Here is an 18,537-nt window from a genome sequence, read left to right as displayed (position 1 = left end):
TATGATTTAGCGAGGTGAAAGGAGAGCGATCCGTTGACTCTTCAACAGTTAAAATACGTCATTGAAGTGGCGAGCAGAGGGTCCATTAACGAAGCCGCGAAACGACTGTTTATTTCACAGCCGAGCCTGTCGAACGCAATCAAGGAACTGGAATTAGAGATGGGCATCTCGATCTTTGAGCGAACAAACAAGGGAATAACCTTGTCCAAGGAAGGCGTCGAATTTTTGAGCTATGCCCGGCAGGTAGTGGAGCAGGCGGAGCTGCTGGAGAGTCGTTATTTAAACGCTAAGCCTTCGCCGCAACATTTTTCCGTATCCACGCAGCATTATGCTTTTGCCGTCAACGCCTTCGTCAGCCTCGTACGGGAGCATGGCCATGAGGAATACGAGCTTATGCTTCGCGAGACGAAGACCTATGAAATTATCGAAGATGTCAAGACGATGCGCAGCGAGATCGGGATTTTATACTTAAACGATTTCAACAGAGGGGTCATCGACAAACTGCTTAAGTCCGCGAACCTGCAATTTACAAGCTTGTTTACGGCCATGCCGCATGTATTTATTAGCATTCATAACCCGCTGGCGAGGCAAAAGGTCGTGACGATCGACGAGCTGCAGGATTATCCGTACTTGTCCTTCGATCAAGGGGAATACAATTCCTTCCACTTCTCGGAAGAGATTCTGAGCACGCTGTCGCGCAAAAAGAGCATTACCGTCAACGACCGTGCGACGCTTTTCAACCTGTTGATCGGCTTGAACGGCTATACGATCTCGACCGGCGTGCTGAGCTCCGATCTGAACGGCAACGAAATCATCCCCGTGCCGCTGGCGATCGACGAAGTGATCAACGTCGGGTGGATCGCGCAGAAAAACATGCCGTTATCCGTTCTCGGAGCGGCCTATATCGAAGCGCTCAAGGAAGCGGTGGCCCCGTGATTGAGCGTTTTTTTGCAACACGTTACTTTGCCAAGGTGCGGCAAGGCAAATTCAACTTTTCTTCCGTTATAGGTATTAGCTATGACCAGATATAGAAAAGACAAGTTACGCTATATCTCCATATCCATGTTATCTTGTTGGTAACAAAGATAGGGAGTGTTGGAGGATGGCAAAAAGCAGCGTATTGGGATATCCGCGGATCGGCGGAAACCGGGAATGGAAAAAGGCGTTGGAAGCATTTTGGGCCGGCAAATTGGAGCAAAACGAATTCGAGAGTCAACTGCGCGACATCCGCGTCAATCACTGGCGCAAACAGCAGGAGCAAGGCATCGACTACATTCCGGTAGGCGACTTCAGCTATTACGATCAAGTGCTGGACACGGCGGCCATGTTCGGCATCGTACCGGCCCGTTTCGGCTACAAAGGCGGTCCCGTACAGCCATCCTTGTATTACGGGATCGCTCGCGGCACCAAAGAAGCGACGGCCAGCGAGATGACCAAATGGTTTAACACGAACTATCACTATATCGTGCCGGAGCTCGACGGCGCACAGCCTGTACTGACGGAGAACAAGCCGCTTATTGCTTACAGAGAAGCCAAGGAAACTTTGGGAATCGAGGGCCGTCCCGTCCTGATCGGGCCGCTGACCTTCCTGAAGCTCTCCAAAGGCTACAAACCTTCGGAGCTCGATGGTTGGATCGATCGTCTGTTGCCTCTGTATATCCAAGTGTTAAGCGAGCTTGCGCAAGAAGGCGTTGAGTGGGTCCAAGTCGACGAACCCGTGCTTGCCACGAACATTAGCGCAGAAGATATCGAACGCGTGCAACGAATTTACGGTGCCATCGCTAGCGCGGTTCCTTCCTTGAAGATCCTGCTGCAAACGTATTTCGAATCCGTAGAGTTTTACACGGACCTCGTCGCTCTGCCTGTTGCGGGAATCGGTCTTGACTTCGTTCACGGTTTGCAAGGCAATCTGGCCGCCATTCGCGAGTACGGCTTCCCGCAGGACAAAACGCTTGGCGCCGGCATCATCGACGGTCGCGGAATTTGGAGAGCGGATCTTCACGAGAAGCTGAAGTTGGTTCGCGAATTGGAAGGCATCGTAACGTCCGATCGGCTTATTATTCAATCGTCATGCAGCTTGTTGCATGTACCGGTTACCACTGCAGCGGAATCGAAGCTTCCCGAAGAGCTTAAGAACGCGCTGGCTTTTGCGGATGAAAAGTTGTCCGAGCTGGTTGTGCTCACGAAAGCAATTAACGGAGGAGAACTTTCTGTAGAGCAGGAGTTGTCGAGCAGTGAAGCGGCGGTCGGTGCGCTTGGCCGTTCCGCAGCCCGTAATCGGACGGAAGTCAGAACGGCTGTCGCAGCCATTAGCGGTCAAGAGCCTGTGCGCAGCAAACCGTTCGGGGATCGTCATGCCGCGCAGCAGTCGAAATGGCAACTGCCCATTTTCCCGACAACGACGATCGGCAGCTTCCCGCAAACAGCCGAAGTGCGCAAGGCACGTCAGCTGTGGCGCAAAGGCGAGTGGAGCAACGAGCAATATAACGCGTTTATTCGGGAGCAAATCGATGTCTGGATCGGACTGCAAGAAGACATCGGCCTCGACGTTCTCGTACACGGAGAATTCGAGCGCACGGATATGGTCGAATTTTTCGGAGAGAAGCTGGCGGGTTTTGCCTTTACGCAATTCGGATGGGTGCAGTCCTACGGTTCACGCTGCGTGAAGCCGCCAATCATCTACGGAGACGTTGCCTTCGAGGAAGCGATGACGGTAGAAGAAACACAATATGCGCAATCCAAGACAAAACAGCCTGTTAAAGGCATGTTGACGGGTCCGATCACGATCATGAACTGGTCGTTCGTTCGCGAAGATATAACGCGCGAGCAAATCGCGTATCAACTGGCATATGCGCTGAGACAAGAGGTAGAAGCGCTGGAGAAAGCGGGCATCGGCATGATCCAGGTCGACGAACCGGCCGTTCGCGAAGGATTGCCGCTAAAGGAGAAGGATCAAGCCAACTATCTGGACTGGGCGGTCAAAGCGTTCCGCATGACGACTTGCACGGTACAGCCGGAGACACAAATCCATACACATATGTGCTATTGCGAATTCCACGACATGATCGACTCCATCGAGGCGATGGATGCGGACGTCATCTCCATCGAAACCTCGCGCAGCCACGGCGAGCTGATCCACAGCTTCGAGGAGAATACGTACGGTCTCGGCATCGGCCTTGGCGTCTACGACATTCATAGCCCGCGCGTGCCGAGCGTGGACGAAATGACGAATATGATCGATCGCGCGCTGCGCGTGCTGGATCCCAAGCTGTTCTGGATCAATCCGGATTGCGGCTTGAAGACTCGCGGTTTGGAAGAGACGGTTGCATCGCTTCGCAACATGGTTGACGCGACAAAGCTCGCTCGCGAAAAACATTCGGTAGGCGTGTAACCAACGAACGATTGTTTGGCAAAATCGAAAGAAGGTCAGGGTATGTCCCTTGGCCTTTTTTCGATTGAGAAACGCATCTTGACAGCAGATATAAGCGATAAGTATATTGAGGTAAAGCTGGCTCGGCATCTCGGCATGTTGATCTACGGCATTGCAGCTTTGTTAAATGATATTTTGTATTCGTTGCGAAGGTGGAGGGAAAACAATGCCCAGATGGAGCAAGAGCTCGAAGGTCGCATCGGGAGTCGGCGTCTTGATCGTGCTGCTGTCCGGATTTTTTCTGGCAGACCGCCTGTCCGAACAGCCGGAATCCGTTATCGTTGCGTTTGTAGACGGGGAGCCGATCTATGCCGCAGAGCTGCAGAAAAGCATGGAGAAGGAACGTCATGCCGTTGCCATGTATTATTACCATGAGCATGGACTGGAGGAAACACCTGGATTCTGGACAAGCCGGTATGAAGGAGAGATGCCTATCGAACGGTTAAGAATGAAAGCGCTTCAAAGCGTGGTTCGGACGAAGCAGCAGATGATGATGGCGCGCAGCAAAGGCCTTATCGAGGATATATCCTATCCCGCTTTTCTCAAAAACCTGACGAAAGAAAACGAGCGCAGAAAGGAGGCGGTAAAGAAGAATGAAGTCATCTACGGACCGCTTCAGTATACGGAGGAGGCCTACTTCGAATACGTGACGGCCAATTTGCTGATTCAACTGCAATCACGATTGGAAGGAGCCGAGATCCCGCTAATGGAGCCTCTTCTAAAGCAATATTACGACTCGATCAAGGAGGAATATTACAAGGGGGAGGATGCCGTTCAGGTACACAAAATCCGAATCTCCTACATGGGGCAGGACGGAGCGATTAACCTCGAGAAAAAGGAACAGGCATGGGAGCTTATGCGGGAAGCGCAGGGCAAGCTGGAACAGGGAGAAAGCTTCGCCGTGCTTGCGGAGCAGCTCAATGAGACGGAAGAAGAGCGGAGCAGCTACGGAGTGCAAGTTTTTGATCGCTCCACCGCCCGCGAAGACCAAATGTCGGGAGGCGTTTTGAGGCAAGAAGCGATGAAGCTTGCGGCGGGAGGGACAAGCGGGATTATCGAAACAAACAATGCGCTGTATTTGCTTTATTGCTTGAACAGGCTGCCTGCGGAAGCGCAGCCCTTCGATCAGGTGCGGCAAGACGTAAAAAACAAATATATGAGCTACCGTTATACGGAGCTTATCGACCAAAAGACTCGGGAAGTGTCCGTCGAGATTAGACAAGCGCAGTTCGACGAAGTAACGCTGCCTTAAAGCATCCGCTCGCGGTACTCCTGCGGTGTCAGGCCAAAATGTTTTTTAAACATTTTGATGAAATGCTGTGTCTGATTGTAGCCCAGCTCCGTGGAAATATCGTATACCTTGATTCCTTTGTTGCGGAGCAGGGAGACGGCTCTTTCCATCCTGACCTTGAGCACGTAGTCGCTAAAGCTCTCACCCGATTCCGTCTTGTATATTCTGGACAGGTAGGAGGGGTGCAGAAAGACGTGGTTCGCCACGGTTTGAATGGATACATCATGCTGCAAATTGTGTTCGATATATTCATTTACTTGACTGACGATTGCGGCATGGGAATGCTTGCGTTCGCGGTCGACGATGTCGGAGAGCTGTTCCAATCTGCGAAAGGTCCAGTCGCGCAGAGGTTTGACCGTCTTAAACGGAAGACCGCCGACGACCTTCTCGTATTCCTCGCCGATCAGCTCGGAGAGCCGCTTATGGTTTTTGTGGGCGATGTAAGTGAGCATCCCGCATATTTCGAGGTAAACCTCAAGTATATGCTCTTCGGAATGAGACCAATCCCGCAATAATTCCTCAAAAATTCTCTCGAGCTTCGCGTGCAGTTCCTTCCATTGGCCGGCTTCTATGCATTGCTTGAGTGTTGGCGGTTCGTACAGGCTGGAGAAGGAGGCGATCTTTTGATTGTTCTCGCTGCCGGTCAGCGTCATAAATAAATCCTGCTCGTCCCCGATCCGCTGGCGGAAAGCGAACAGACAGTTCTGGTAATAAGCGGAGATATCATTCGGGAACATAAACCATTCGCTCACCAGCACGGAGATGCTGCCCTTTAAGTAAACATGTACGTAATGCTGCAGCTGGACGGCATGCTGCTCCAGAAGCTGCTTTCTCTTGTCGGCCGTCTGCGCCTTCAGCTTGTCTGTGGCAGCTATCATGAAGACCAAATAGCCGTAATCGTCCCGACAGTTCCACAGATTGAAGTCGTCTTGAAAGATCTCTGCTGCTACATTGGCGATCGCGTATTCGAATAAGGACACTGAGTGCTCGTCATGGCGGGCGAAATCATCCTCCAACCGTATGAGAGCCATGGAAGCAGTGATGCCAGTAGAGAAGGGGAGCTGATACAGCGAAAATTTGTCCTGCAGCGCCGATTCCGTCATGCTCCGGCCCTGCAGGAGCTCCAGCAGCAAGTTTTGCCGAAGCAGCGGAAGATGCGCCTGAAGCGTTTGAATCGCCCTTTGGTTCGAGATGACGGCGTGCCATTCGACCGAAGCTTTCTCCAAAACGCGCCGAATGGAAGCAATAAGCTCCTCATCGGGAACCGGCTTGAGCAAGTAATCCTCGACATCCTGGCGCAGAGCCTCTTTGGCGTATTCGAAGTCGGAATAGCCCGACAGCAGGATGATTTTGATGGTTCTCCAACGGGAACGAATTTCGCGGATAAGCTCCAGACCGGACTTTACGGGCATACGAATGTCGGTAATGACGAGATCGATCGAATGGGATTCCAGCGTTTCCATCGCATCGAAGGCGGAATAGGCTTTGTGCACACTGCTTACCCCCATATCGCTCCAGGGCAATGTCTTCTCCATGCTGTCCACGAGATGCATGTGGTCGTCAACGATTAATACTTGATGCATGGCAATCCACCTCCGATAAAATTAGTCAATGACCGTCCATTGAAGGGTCACGCATAGTCCGCCAAGAGCGGCGTGTGACAGAAGGACGCCGGCGTCCTGGCCGAACCGGAATTTCAGCCGCTGATGCACGTTCCATAACCCGCAGCCCATCTCGCCATCGAGCGGGGCTTCGAGCTCATGCTTGAGCCGGTCCAGCTCTTGATTGCTCAGCGATTCGCCGCTGTCTTCTATGATCAATCGGACTTTGTTATTAACCCGTTCGCCGGTTACGGACATCCTGCCCCACTTCATCTGAGGTTCCAGCCCGTGAATGATCGCATTTTCCACGATCGGCTGAAGGAGTAAACGCGGAATGGAAAGCTGCAGCATCGATTCGGGAATATGGATCTCGTACTCCAGCCGCTGCATTTGCAAGCTTTGGATGTTCAAATAATTTTTGACGAGCTCCAACTCTTCCCGTAGCGTTGTTTCCTGATTTTCCACGCGGGTCGTGTACCGGTAATAATGGCTCAGGTTCAAAGTCATGGCGATGACAGCCTCCTTCTCTTCGAGCTCGGTCATGCTTTTGATGAAAGCAAGAGAGTTGTAAAGGAAGTGGGGATTAATCTGCGATTGCAGCTGCTTAAGAGTAGCCTCCCGCGACCTCAGCCGTTCCGAGTAGACGTTCTCGATCAGTTGCTCGATCTGCGCGGCCATTTGGTTGAATCGCTGGAGCAGGAACCCGAATTCGTTTCTTTGCTTGTTTACCAGCCGGACGGAGAAGTTGCCCATCTCTAATTTTCTTACCCCATGGAGCAATTGGGATACGGGGACCTGAACGTTGCGGTACAGCATAAGCGCGACCACGATACCCATCGCAAGAAGGGTGGCCATGGACGCGTAAAATAATAAGGAACTGTTTTTAATGGGACTTAACCGGTATTCCATAGGCACGTAATCCACGAGAGTCCAGTTCAGCGCGTCCGACTTTACGTAGTTGACCATGTACTGCTTTCCTTGAAGCTTCACGTATTCCGTGCCGCTATCGTTTGTCTCGCTTCCATTGAGGAAATGGACGACGTCATTAGCCAACGACTGATCGGCGGACCGATTTAGGATGGGCCGATTATCCTCGTGATAGAAGAAGGGGTCGTTTTTGCCCGTCATCTTGATCTGGTCCAGCATGTTGCGGATATTGTTCACCGTAAAGCTGATTTCGACGATGAGCCGCGAACCCGGATATACGGTATGTTTGACGAATTGTTCGATCGAAGTGCCGTTTTCCGCGGTCTCCCTGTAGAGCCAGTTCTCCGTTATGCGATCCGGAGCGAACATCTCCGTATAGTCGGCTTCATTTAAGGTCGTCACGCCAGTTCCGGCCTGCGGGGAATAAACCGTAAACTGATTGATCCAATTGCTGGAGGCGCCGGACAAGCGCAGCTTCTCGATGATATCTTGCTTGATCACCACCTTGTCGTAATTATTATCCTTCTCATGGATATGGATCAAATCATCGATGACCTGGAATCGCCCGATCGTATTGGCGGCAATGGACAGCTGCTCCAACGTCGCCTCCGCCTGGCTTAACAGAAAGGAGAGATGCTGCAGATTCGATTCTTTGATTTCGTTGCGGACAACATTGACGCTGACCTGGTTGGAATAAGTATGCAGAATAAGTATCGGGATGATTAATAGCAGCAGCATGATGATCAGCTTGCGGAATATCGTCATCTTGACCGGCATGCCTGATCCTCCTAACGGGTGTAAGCGTTGTCAAATATGAGCCTATTATACTATGAATTGCTGCCGCAAAGGAGGGGTTCGCATGGAAAACAAAGGGAATGGTGATGAAAACATCATGAATGTATTCAAACCGACATGTAACTGTCGACCGTCAAGATTTACTATACAAGTAAGAAGTGTTTCACTAGAACCTTTGACGACATGAGACCCAGGAGAGAAGGCTTGCGTTCGTGCGAGCCGTCGGCGGCGTGTTCATAAACCCGGGAGGTCCGAAGAATGAAACCGTATAAAAGTAAACGACTTTCGTGCGCCGTAATGTTTGCCATGCTGTTCCTTGCCGCCTGCTCCGGCTCTGGAGGATCGGCTGGCGCGGATCGTGAAGCCGACGAGAAGCCGCTAGAGGTCCGATGGACGAATATCGCTTACGGCACGCCGCCGCTTGGCGGGGACGCCGTAGGCAAGCAAATCGAAGACAAGACGAATACGGTGATCAGCTGGCAGTGGATTCCCCTTAACGGCTACAAGGAGAGGCTCGGCGTCGCGCTGAATACCGGAGATTTGGCCGAAATAACCCAGGTGCCAACGAGCAACCCCATTTATGAGACAGCGACGCATGATGCGATTCAGGCCGGCAAGTTCCATGATCTTACTCCGTATTTAACGGGAGAGAGCTTGAAGGACTATCCGAATCTTGCAGCGTACCCGGATGAAATATGGGACAACATGCTGTATAACGGCAAGATTTGGGGTATACCCCGACATCCCAATCCGCCGATCTTTACAACCGTTCATGTCCGCAAGGATTTGCTGGAGAAAGCTGGTTTGGAGCCGCCGACCACTTGGGAAGAGTTGACGAATGTTATTTTAAAGCTTAGCGATCCGCCGGAGCGTTACGGCATTGCCATGAAGTCGACGTCAAGCGGGGATGTCATTGCCAATGCCATTACCGGCATTCAGAACTGGTCGGTTGACGAGGAAGGGAATTTTCAATACCGGGATTTTATGCCGACTTTCAAAACTTATCTGGACTGGCTGAAGATGCTGTACGAAAAAGGTGCGATTCACCCCGAGTTTCCCATTGTCGAAGGCAGTGAAACGGATTTGTTTAAGCAAGGCACATACGCCGTCGTCGCATCCAATACCCATATGTTTACAATACCGGATTGGCTGGACACTCTGAACCGCAACGCGCCGGGATCGGATGTATTGACGCTTAAAGTGCTAAAGGGTCCGCGGGGATATACGACCAGCGCAGCGACAGGCTCTTGGACCAACTTGATGATCCACTCGAAGGTTCCTAAGGAGGATATTCCCCGGCTGCTCAGGCTGATCGATTATACCTCATCGACGGAGTATCAAAAGCTTGCGCTTTATGGGATCGAAGGCATCCATCACGAAGTGAAGGACGGCAAGATCATCCGCAATGAGAAATACAAAAGCGAAGGTATTGAGGCTTATACATGGAATGACGGAACGTATACGGGAGCCGACAATTATTTGTTATGGGACGCCGATCCGGAACGGGTGAGATGGTATAAGGAAGTGTTCGAAGATTCACAGCTCAAATCGACGTATACCAATCCGGCGTTTAATCTATCGTCGCCCGTTGTGGGCGACAAGTGGGGTGACCTGACTCGGGATCTGGAAAGGAACAAGGTGAAGTACGTCATGGGCGTTATGTCGGAGGCGGAGTGGGACAGCTACGTAAACGAACTAACGGCTGCCGAAGATTACCGTAAAATCGTCGAAGAACTGAAGCTTTCTTACAACCAATATAAACAATAAAAAAACAGCATCGACTATAAAATAGGTGACTTAAAGGGCTTGCGCTAGTCGTAAGCCAATTTAAGCCTGCTCAAATTTCATGTAAATAGGAGGAGGAAGGGGAATTTTCGATTATTTACTGTTAAACAAAAACATTAATGTTATATAAAGGAGAGATTGAATGGCTCGGGTATCGTTTCATCATGTATACAAACAGTACCGTTCCGAAAAGAAAACGTCGGTTACCGACTTTCATCTGGAGATAGAGGATGGGGAATTCGTGGTTTTGGTAGGCCCTTCCGGCTGCGGGAAAACGACGACGCTCCGGATGCTCTCCGGTCTTGAAGACATAACGGAAGGCGAGATTTACATCGGGGATAGGTATATCAACTATGTCTCTCCAAAGGACAGAGATATTGCTATGGTGTTTCAAAATTATGCGTTATACCCCAATTTATCCGTCTACGAGAATATGGCGCTTGGCCTAAAGCTTAGGAAGACGGCCAAACATGAGATTGAGCTGCGGGTAAAGAAGGCCGCAAAAATATTGGAAATTTCCGCTTTGCTCGATAAGAAGCCAAATCAACTGTCGGGCGGACAGAAGCAGCGGGTTGCCCTTGGCAGGGCAATCGTTCGCGAGCCGGAGGTTTTTCTGATGGATGAGCCCTTGTCCAATCTCGACGCGAAGCTGAGAACCCAAACCAGATCGGAGCTGATCAGGCTGCATCAGGAATTGCAGACGACAACGGTTTATGTAACTCATGACCAAACGGAAGCGATGACGATGGGCTCCAGAATCGTAGTCATGAAGGACGGCATCATTCAGCAGGCTGCAGCGCCGGAATTTATTTATCGGCAGCCGGCCAATCTGTTTGTCGCCAGCTTTATCGGTTCCCCGGCCATGAATCTCATCGAGGGGAGCATCGAGGAGGACGGGGGAACGCATTATTTCAGCAACAGGCGCTTGCGGTTGGAAATTCCGCCCCAATATAAGCCGTTCCTCGCTTCCGGAAAATTAAGGAACGTCGTCATGGGCATTCGTCCCGAGCATGTGCTGCTTGAGCCGACGCTTGAGGATCCCAATGATTCTTATGGAGCCGTTATCGACGTTATCGAGCTAATGGGCTCCGATTCTTACCTGTATTTGAGCATGGGGGATACCCGTGTGATCGCCAGGGCGATCGAACCAGGCTCGAAATTTCATGTGACGGACAAGATCGACATCGGATTCCGGATGGAAATGGCTCATTTTTTTGATGCGGAATCGGGCGGCAATCTTGGCATTTTTTGACCACAATACGGGAGGTAGAGCATCATGCTTCGCAAATGGATGGTTTATACGGCTCTGCTGGCTTTGATTGTGTTGGTCTATGCCGTCAGGTCATGGTTGCAGGGAGAAGAGAGCTTTCCCGTCGTCAGCGCGGATGCGATGGATTACGGCAGCGGAGACGGAGAAGGCATCCTATTCTACGCGGATCGGCTTCGGAAAGCGGAAGGGTCGGGCATACTGCCGTATACGGGACCGCCAGTTGTAATCGAGCCGGTCGCTTACAGCGCGGCTTCTGCCGAAGCGGCTGTCCGGAAGGGATATGATGCCGATTTAAACGAGGAGGTTCTTCACTGGACAAATGGCACGGGATGGGTGGAATGGACAGTAGAAATTCCGGCGGATGCCTTGTACGAGCTGGAACTGACCTATATGCCGACCAAGCGGGACAGCAGCAGCTCGGTATTCTACGCGTTATCGATTGATGGCGAAATTCCGTTTTCGGAGGCAAATGGAATCGAGCTGTTGAAACGATGGAGGGACAAGGATGTTCCTTACCGTAAGGATGCGCTCGGCAACGAGATTCGATCGATGCAAGTAGAGACGGTGGGCTGGCTAACGGCTCCGGCAACGAATTATGCAGTTTCGTCCGTCCCGCTTCGGCTGCCGTTGTCCAAAGGCGTACATACGCTTCGGTTCGCCGCACAAAACGAATCGATGTCTTGGGGGCCAATCCGTCTGACGGCTCCGGAAGCGATACCCGCTTATGCGGAATATCTGGAGAGGGCAGGCACATTGGAGCAGGCTGGCGCTCCTGATAGGGCGGACGCTCCACCGGCTATCGAAACGTGGTACACGCTGCTTGAAGGGGAGCGTTATGAGCAGAAATCCCACCCCTCGGTGCAAACCGGCACGATCAACGAACCAAACGTATCTCCGGATGGCGAAGGGCGCCTGCTGTATAACGTCCTGGATGGCCAGCGATGGAAGCGGGCAGGGGAGTGGGCGGAGTGGACCTTTGAAGTGCCGTCCGCAGGCTGGTATGAAATCGACGTGAAATATTATCAGGGCTTCGTCGGCAAAGCCAATGCATTTCGGACGGTGCTGATTGACGGCAAGACGCCCTTCGAAGAACTGCTTCATTATCCGTTTCCTTACAACAGCAAGCTGGAGATGCATACGCTCGGCAGCCGGGCCGGAGAGCCCTACCGCTTCTATCTGGATAAGGGTGAGCACACGTTGCGGCTGGTAACGGATATCTCGCCGTTAAATCCGGTCGTGCTCTCGATGCAGGAGGCGATCCGCAAGCTATACGGAATCGAGCAGAAGCTTCGCAAGCTGACGGGCGACTACGGGACGAATACGGGCGATACGAACCGCACATGGGATATGATGAGCTACTTCCCTGATCTGGAGGCTCAACTTGCCGGCCTTCGGGATCAATTGAAGCTGAGCATGGATTATCTAAACGGATTGAACGGCCAAACGAACGATACGACCGAGTCTCTCAAGATCGGGGTAGCGATCCTGGACGGACTGCTGGAGGAGATCAATCAGATTCCGAACAGGCTGGGCAAGTTCCCTGACTTGCAGATGAGAATCGGCACTTGGATGGATAAGATGGCAAACGGGGGAATGTCCGCGGACTATATCGTCGTCAGAAGTCCTTCCGCCGCCCATCCGTTCAAGGAAACCTCCGCTCTCTCCAAGGTGCCTTACACGTTAATCAATTTTGCGCGCACCTTCTATTTGAATTATAACGCCAGGGATTTAAACGATAAGGAAGCGATCGAGATTTGGGTCGGTCGGGGCAGAGACTATGCTTCCCTGCTGCAGGAGATGATCGATCAAAGCTTCACGCCTCAGACCGGCATTGCGGTCAATGTAAACTTCATGCCTGATGCGAATGCGCTTACGCTGAGCAATGCGGGGGGAGACCAGCCGGATGTCGCGCTTGGTCTTGCACAGGATATGCCCGTCGATTACGCGATGCGCGAAGCGTCCGCCGACTTGACGCAATTCGCAAATTTTAAAGAAGTGGCCGAACGTTTTCACCCCGGCGTCATGCGCTCATTTGGTTACAAAAATGGCGTATATGCGCTGCCGGAAACCCAGTCCTACCATCTGCTCTTCTACCGCAAGAGCATGATGAAGGAGTTGGAGCTGGAGACGCCGGATACGTGGGAGGATTTGCAGCGGATACTGCCGACCCTGCAGGAAAACGGCATGCAATTTTATTACAACGCAAAGGACTTTGTTCCTTTCTTTTATCAAAATGATGTGGAATTTTATTCGCCGGACGGGAGAGAAGCGGCGTTTGATACGGAAGCGGCCTATACATCGTTTTCCTTGTGGACGGAGCTGTTCGGCAAATACGATCTGCCCCAGGAGGTTCCGGCATTTTTCCAGCATTTCAAGCTGGGCACGATGCCGATTGGCGTATCGGATTTTAATACGTACGTTCAACTGCTGACCTCCGCCCCCGAAATACTCGGAGACTGGGAGATCGCGCCGATGCCCGGGACCGTGCAGGAGGACGGCAGCGTAGCGAGATGGGCGATGAACACGATGACTGCCGCGATGATTTTGAACAAAAGCGATAAAAAGGAACAGGCATGGCGTTTTATCGATTGGTGGACGTCCACGGACGTTCAGCTGGAATACGGCAACGCGATCGAATCCTTTTACGGGCCGGAATATCGTTGGAATACGGCCAATATGAAGGCGATGGCAGCCATGCCTTGGCCAGCGGCCCATATCGCTGCCATTAAGGAGCAGAATCGATGGAACCGCAACGTGCCATTCCTTCCGGGAGGTTACTTGCTCGCCCGCGAGATGGAATTCGCGTTTAACCGGACGATTGTTCAGAAGATTCCGGCCAAGGATTCTCTGGACACTTCCTTTGTAGCCATCGCCCGCGAGATAGCAAGAAAGCAGCAGGATCTGGGCATCCGGAACGGGCAGAGACTGGATTTCCCGGTCGTTGATCAGCCCTATGATTGGGGGGAAACGCCGAAATGAAAGAACAGGTTGCCTATAAGGCTGGGGTCGCAGCAGCCTTAAAACATCCGGCGCCGCCAAGCCGGCTGCAGCGACTACTGCGGAGTCTATATCGAGAGCGTATCGCTTATCTGTTTATGGCGCCGTTTCTGCTTTGCTTTACGGCGTTTATCCTGCTGCCCGTCCTTATGGCGATTCTGATGAGCTTTACGTCGTATGACGCCTTTCGGATCCCGCATTTTACCGGCTTCAAAAACTATATCTCGCTTATCACGCAGGATACGGTGTTCATGAAGCATGCGCTGCCGAATACGATCAAATTCGCTTTTTTTGTCGGACCGATCGGCTACTTGCTCACTTTCTTTATTGCTTGGCTGATCTATCAGCTGCCCAAGAGCGTTCGCGATCTGGTTACCCTTGCGATCTATGCGCCTTCGATCGCCGGCGGCATCGCTCTTGTCGTCGTATGGCAAGCGGCTTTCAGCGGCGACTACGTAGGATACTTAAACCAATTTTTGATGAATTACAACATGATCGAAACGCCGGTGCTATGGCTGCAAAATCCCAAATATCTGCTCAACGTGATGATTGTCGTTACGATCTGGATGGGGTTCGGCGTCGGCTTCCTGGCGATGCTGGCCGGATTCGATACGGTAAATCGGGAGCTTTACGAGGCGGGGCGCATCGACGGCATCTCCACCCGTCTGCAGGAGGTTTATTATATTACGGTTCCGTCGATGAAACCGCAGATGCTGTTCAGCGCCGTTATGGCGATTGTCGGCACGCTCAAAGCGGGCGCCATCTCCGTTCAACTGACGGGAATGCCGATTACGAAGCAATATGCCGGCCATCTGATGTTGAACCATATCGACGACTATGCCTTCATTCGCTTCGAGCTCGGATATGCTTCCATGCTGTCGGTTGTCCTGCTGCTGTTCTCGTATGCCGCGATGAAGCTCAGCTACCGGCTATTCGGCCCGAAGGACGGTGAATAACATGATGGCTATCGTAAAACAAATCAGAAGGCTCACTCTGTTCGAGACGTTGCTGCTTCTGGCCCTGCTCCTGTTGGCGGCCTTTATGTCGCTGCCGATCGTGTTCATTATTAATCATGCGTTCAAGCCGTTCCATGAGTTGTTCCTGTTTCCGCCCACCTTTCTGGTGAAGGACCCGACGTTGACCAACTTCTATGAGCTGTTTATGCGGCCGGTGGCCAGAATCGTGCCGTTTTCTAGGTATCTCTACAACAGCATTATCGTAGCCGCCTTATCCATGGTCGCCGTCATCCTCTCCAGCTGCATGGCCGCCTATGTGCTGTCTAAGCTTCAGTTCAGCCTGAAGAAGGCGGTTATGGCCATGATTATGCTGGCTCTCATGTTCGCGCCGGAGACGGTAGCGATTCCGAGGTATTTGATCGTAGGCTGGCTGCAGCTGAACAATACGTACTTTGGCCATATCCTGCCGGTTATCGCCTCTCCGGTCGCGGTATTCCTGATCAAGCAGTTTATCGATCAGATACCGGCGGAGCTGCTGGAAGCAGCCAAGATGGACGGCGCTTCCGAGCTGCGCATCTTTATCCGCATTATCATACCGTTATCGATGCCGGCGATTGCAACCATCTCGATCATTACGTTCCAGGGAGTATGGGGCGACGCTTCGGCATCCACGCTGTTTATGCAGGACGAAACGATGAAGACGCTGCCCTACTATATTACGACGCTGACGAGCGGCATGGCGAATACCGTAGCCGGTCAGGGTATGGCAGCGGCTGCCGGGCTGCTAATGTTTCTGCCTAATCTCATCATCTTTCTGTTCGCCCAGCGACGGATTATGGAGACGATGGTGCATTCCGGCGTGAAATAAAGGCGCTCGGCATTTTTAAGGAAAGAGGTTGACGTGATGGCTAAATACACACGATTCATAGCTGTTTTGCTGGCCGCTTTCTTCCTGTTTCCCGGTACTTCCTCGGCCTGGCAGCCATACGATACCTTTTTTATTTCCCACGGGACGGGAGGAGCGGGCACTAGAACGTTCTGGATGCAGGACGTGTACACGGTGTCCCATACGGCTGTCGGCCATGGCGATCAGGCGATGAAGCAGCCGGCCGACCTGTTCATAGCGGCCGACGACCACTTGTATATTGCCGATAAGGGCAATAACCGGGTTATCGAGCTGAACCGGGACGGCGAGTGGGTAAGGGCGATCGGGGACGCGGAAGGACTCGGGGCGCTGAAGGCGCCGGAGGGGGTGTTCGTCCGTCCGTCCGGGGATATCTACGTAGCGGACACGGGCAATCAGCGCATAGCCGTTTTCGATAAAGGGGGAACCTTCGTCCGAGAGTACAAGAAGCCGGAGGAAGGTTTGATGCCCGCCAGCTACTTCTTCGTGCCGGTCAAGGTGGCCGTCGACGATCGCGGCGTTATGTATATCGTGTCCAAGGGCTCTTATCAAGGGATGGTCCGGATGAGAGGGGACAGCGGCGAGTTTACCGGTTTTTTCGGCAGCAACAAAACAAGCGGGACATGGATGGACCGACTAAAGCGCCAAATCTTTACGGAGGAACAGCTTGCCAGGGAGGAGCTGAAGCGACCCGCCGAGATCGGCAACGTCACGATTGACCAAGACGGGTATATTTTCGCCACGACGACCGGCGTGTTAAACGATCAGATCAGAAAGCTGACTGCCGCAGGGGTGAACCGCTTCGAATCGTTAAAGTCCGCCCGTTTCGCGGCTTCGGACCAGATGGTGGACGTCGCGACGGATAAGCGCCATTTTTTCTACGTGCTGGACCGGAAGGAGAACAGATACGATGCGATGATCTCCATCTACAGTCCGGGCGGCACCCAGCTCTTTTCCTTCGGCAAGAGCAGGAAGGTACCGCAGCAGCGGGGCGTGCTCTCCTACCCGGCAAGCATCGGCATCGACTCGGGGAACCGGCTGTGGGTGCTGGATTCCGATCAAAGCCTGGCCCAAGCCTACGACCGTACGGAGTTCGGGGATGCGGTGCTTACGGCTGCCGCCGATTATTACATCGGCGACTACGAAAAGAGCGAAGCAAACTGGAACAAGGTAAAGTCGCTTAACGAAATCATCAGCCTGACTTATGTCGGTCTGGGAGAAGTGGCGCAGAAGCAGGAGCGTACCCGCGACGCCATGGCCTACTTCAAGATGTCGTACGACAATCAGGGATATTCGGAAGCGTTTTGGACGTACAGACTGGAATGGATTCAACAAAACTTTGCTTATGCCGCAGGAGTCATCGTTGCCTTATGGCTGCTCTTTCGATACGGGCTTCGAACTCTGGCGAGAAACTCGACACGAAGGTTGCCGGAGCCTCTGGTTCGCGTCGCGGCGGAGCTAAAAGACGCGTGGTACACGCTGTTCCATCCTTATGAGGGCTTCTACCGGATCAAGGGGCGCAAGCTTTCCGGCTTTACGATGCTGCTGCTTTTGCTGCTGCTGGTGCTTGCGAAGATGGCGGCCCTGTACTGGACCGGATTTATTTTCCGCCCCGTCGACCTAAGCCGGATTAGACTCTGGCCGGAACTGATCGGTTTTCTGGCGCCCATCCTGGCCTGGGTTGTCGCCAATTATCTGGTCAGCACCGTTAAGGACGGCGAGGGACGATTCAGGGATGTCGTACAGGCAAGCCTGTTCGCAGTTGTTCCGTACATTACGCTTACCATGCCGATTCTCTTATTGTCCAACATCCTGGTGTTGGAGGAAGGCATTCTCTACTCTTCCTTGCATACGGTCATGTGGCTCTGGATCGGCGCTTTGTTTATCATCAGCTCTCAGGTTATCCATAATTTTGATTTTGTGGAGAATATCGCAAATAGCACCATTACAGTCGTTACGATCGGAATATTGTTCCTGTTTATCAGCCTGACGACAGGGCTGTCATACAATCTCTACGACTTCTTCTATCAGCTCTACAAGGAGGTGACAGTCCTTGCCTAACATTAAGGCCATTGCGGATCCGGGCAGGAGAAAAACATGGCTGTTTGGCGGCCTGGCATTGGCAATCATCGTTGTCGGGCTGGCGATATGGTCGCTGTCCAGCCCCGGCATATCCAGCGAGCTGGACATCCCGGCGTATGCTGCTTCATCTATGTCCGCTCCTTCGGGCTCCCCCTGGTTAAGCGATAATCGGGACGATGCCGGATTCGCGTCTGCGGCCCGAACCGACCGCCTCGAGCTGCGGGTCAATCCGGTGTCAGGGCAAGTTATCGTCCAAGAGCTGCGGTCCGACGTACAGTGGCGCAGCAATCCAACGACCGTGCAGTTGGAGAGTCAGAAGGTAGGGGGAATCCTGCGGACGAACCTGGAGTCGCCGTTTATTCTGGAATATGCGGAGCAGAACAAAGCGCAGCGTCTTGTTGTAAACGGCAAGGATCCCGGCGTAAAGCTGTCATTCTCCGCAACGGACAACGGGGTTGCCGCAAACTACGAATTCGAGAAGCTGGGATTCCGGTTCAGC

The 18,537-nt window shown here is 52.5% G+C and carries 12 protein-coding genes; 10 read left to right on the top strand and 2 right to left on the bottom strand.

Features of this window, described 5'->3' with window-relative positions; translation table 11 throughout:
• The first annotated feature begins 33 nt into the window (after positions 1–33).
• From PAT3040_RS10685 to PAT3040_RS10675, 3 genes are all read left to right on the top strand, one after another.
• Complete coding sequence (locus PAT3040_RS10685) at positions 34–936, top strand: LysR family transcriptional regulator (RefSeq protein ID WP_087568690.1); 903 nt, start codon at positions 34–36, stop codon at positions 934–936.
• 166 nt (positions 937–1,102) lie between these two features.
• Entirely contained in the window at positions 1,103–3,391 is a 2,289-nt protein-coding gene (gene metE, locus PAT3040_RS10680) for a 5-methyltetrahydropteroyltriglutamate--homocysteine S-methyltransferase (RefSeq protein WP_108992619.1), read from the top strand.
• Positions 3,392–3,596: 205 nt separating this feature from the next.
• Complete coding sequence (locus PAT3040_RS10675) at positions 3,597–4,682, top strand: peptidylprolyl isomerase (RefSeq protein WP_181376545.1); 1,086 nt, start codon at positions 3,597–3,599, stop codon at positions 4,680–4,682.
• On the opposite strand, the gene PAT3040_RS10670 is transcribed toward PAT3040_RS10675, so the two are convergent.
• Complete coding sequence (locus tag PAT3040_RS10670) at positions 4,679–6,304, bottom strand: response regulator transcription factor (protein ID WP_108992617.1); 1,626 nt, start codon at positions 6,302–6,304, stop codon at positions 4,679–4,681. The genes PAT3040_RS10675 and PAT3040_RS10670 overlap by 4 nt on opposite strands.
• A gap of 21 nt (positions 6,305–6,325) precedes the next feature.
• The gene (locus PAT3040_RS10665) at positions 6,326–8,026 is read right to left on the bottom strand and encodes a sensor histidine kinase (RefSeq protein ID WP_108992616.1); all 1,701 of its coding nucleotides are present in this window, start codon (positions 8,024–8,026) and stop codon (positions 6,326–6,328) included.
• A gap of 276 nt (positions 8,027–8,302) precedes the next feature.
• On the opposite strand from PAT3040_RS10665, the gene PAT3040_RS10660 reads away from it, so the two are divergent.
• The 7 genes from PAT3040_RS10660 to PAT3040_RS36920 all read left to right on the top strand — a co-directional run.
• Positions 8,303–9,811 carry an extracellular solute-binding protein gene (locus tag PAT3040_RS10660; RefSeq protein WP_108992615.1) on the top strand — a complete coding sequence of 503 codons (1,509 nt, stop codon included), beginning with the start codon at positions 8,303–8,305 and terminating at the stop codon, positions 9,809–9,811.
• Between the two features lie 160 nt (positions 9,812–9,971).
• The gene (locus PAT3040_RS10655; protein ID WP_108992614.1) at positions 9,972–11,081 is read left to right on the top strand and encodes an ABC transporter ATP-binding protein; all 1,110 of its coding nucleotides are present in this window, start codon (positions 9,972–9,974) and stop codon (positions 11,079–11,081) included.
• Positions 11,082–11,105: 24 nt separating this feature from the next.
• A complete protein-coding gene (locus PAT3040_RS10650; RefSeq protein WP_108992613.1) occupies positions 11,106–14,078 on the top strand; it encodes an extracellular solute-binding protein in 2,973 nt (990 codons plus the stop codon).
• Positions 14,075–15,052: a carbohydrate ABC transporter permease gene (locus PAT3040_RS10645; RefSeq protein WP_108992612.1), complete on the top strand. Its 978-nt coding sequence runs from the start codon at positions 14,075–14,077 to the stop codon at positions 15,050–15,052. Before PAT3040_RS10650 ends, PAT3040_RS10645 begins: the two co-directional genes overlap by 4 nt.
• Position 15,053: 1 nt before the next feature.
• Positions 15,054–15,920 (top strand): carbohydrate ABC transporter permease, encoded by an 867-nt coding sequence (locus tag PAT3040_RS10640; RefSeq protein ID WP_108992611.1) that lies wholly within the window; start codon positions 15,054–15,056, stop codon positions 15,918–15,920.
• Between the two features lie 36 nt (positions 15,921–15,956).
• Complete coding sequence (locus tag PAT3040_RS10635; RefSeq protein ID WP_108992610.1) at positions 15,957–18,017, top strand: YIP1 family protein; 2,061 nt, start codon at positions 15,957–15,959, stop codon at positions 18,015–18,017.
• Positions 18,010–18,537, top strand: a 528-nt coding sequence (locus PAT3040_RS36920) for a hypothetical protein (RefSeq protein WP_181376544.1), incomplete at its 3' end; no start/stop codon positions are given. The genes PAT3040_RS10635 and PAT3040_RS36920, both read left to right, overlap by 8 nt.

Source organism: Paenibacillus agaridevorans (assembly GCF_003112455.1).
Taxonomy (GTDB): Bacteria; Bacillota; Bacilli; order Paenibacillales; family Paenibacillaceae; genus Pristimantibacillus; species Pristimantibacillus agaridevorans.
This window is presented reverse-complemented; position numbering and strand designations above follow the sequence as displayed.

Coding starts and splice junctions, on each gene's coding strand:
- PAT3040_RS10670 (WP_108992617.1), bottom strand. CDS start 6,304: ATGCATCAAGTATTAATCGTTGACGACCACATGCATCTCGTGGACAGC.
- PAT3040_RS10675 (WP_181376545.1), top strand. CDS start 3,597: ATGCCCAGATGGAGCAAGAGCTCGAAGGTCGCATCGGGAGTCGGCGTC.
- PAT3040_RS10645 (WP_108992612.1), top strand. CDS start 14,075: ATGAAAGAACAGGTTGCCTATAAGGCTGGGGTCGCAGCAGCCTTAAAA.
- PAT3040_RS10640 (WP_108992611.1), top strand. CDS start 15,054: ATGATGGCTATCGTAAAACAAATCAGAAGGCTCACTCTGTTCGAGACG.
- PAT3040_RS10655 (WP_108992614.1), top strand. CDS start 9,972: ATGGCTCGGGTATCGTTTCATCATGTATACAAACAGTACCGTTCCGAA.
- PAT3040_RS10660 (WP_108992615.1), top strand. CDS start 8,303: ATGAAACCGTATAAAAGTAAACGACTTTCGTGCGCCGTAATGTTTGCC.
- metE (WP_108992619.1), top strand. CDS start 1,103: ATGGCAAAAAGCAGCGTATTGGGATATCCGCGGATCGGCGGAAACCGG.
- PAT3040_RS10650 (WP_108992613.1), top strand. CDS start 11,106: ATGCTTCGCAAATGGATGGTTTATACGGCTCTGCTGGCTTTGATTGTG.
- PAT3040_RS10665 (WP_108992616.1), bottom strand. CDS start 8,026: ATGCCGGTCAAGATGACGATATTCCGCAAGCTGATCATCATGCTGCTG.
- PAT3040_RS10635 (WP_108992610.1), top strand. CDS start 15,957: ATGGCTAAATACACACGATTCATAGCTGTTTTGCTGGCCGCTTTCTTC.